Source organism: Lysinibacillus zambalensis (genome assembly GCF_040183165.1).
Taxonomy (GTDB): Bacteria; Bacillota; Bacilli; order Bacillales_A; family Planococcaceae; genus Lysinibacillus; species Lysinibacillus zambalensis.
In genome coordinates this window covers 1-401 of the sequence record NZ_JBEGDG010000077.1, presented here as the reverse complement: position 1 = coordinate 401, position 401 = coordinate 1, and the positions used below count along the sequence as shown (strand labels likewise).

General features: G+C 44.6%; 1 pseudogene. It reads left to right on the top strand.

Annotated features, from left to right (window positions below):
- Positions 1-401, top strand: a pseudogene (locus ABNX05_RS26115) (hypothetical protein); the annotation flags it as partial.

Here is a 401-nt window from a genome sequence, read left to right as displayed (position 1 = left end):
TATTCAGCAGATGCCAATGGTGTTATGTATTTAATGCCTCAAAAAGGTGCACGTGCTCAATTGCATTTTCCAAGTGCAGTTGAAGAAGATGCCATCGTTATCAGCTCGGTGCGTGTTAATCCAGCCACACCAGAGGGCGGGCAAAAGCAGACGAAGAAAATGGCGGACACTACCGTTAAATCATTGGCGACTAATGTTGGGAAAGATGTGACATTAGGTGTTGGTGATATTACCTTTAGTGCAGTAGATGGTGTCTTGGACTTAAAGATGGATGATGGAGATGGCGTAACATTTCAAAGTAACAGTACCATCATGCTAGCGGCCGATGAAACACTCGAAATTAGTGGCATGAAAGAGCTTGCCGTAGAAGCGGAAGAATGGATTGCGATATCAGCGAAGGA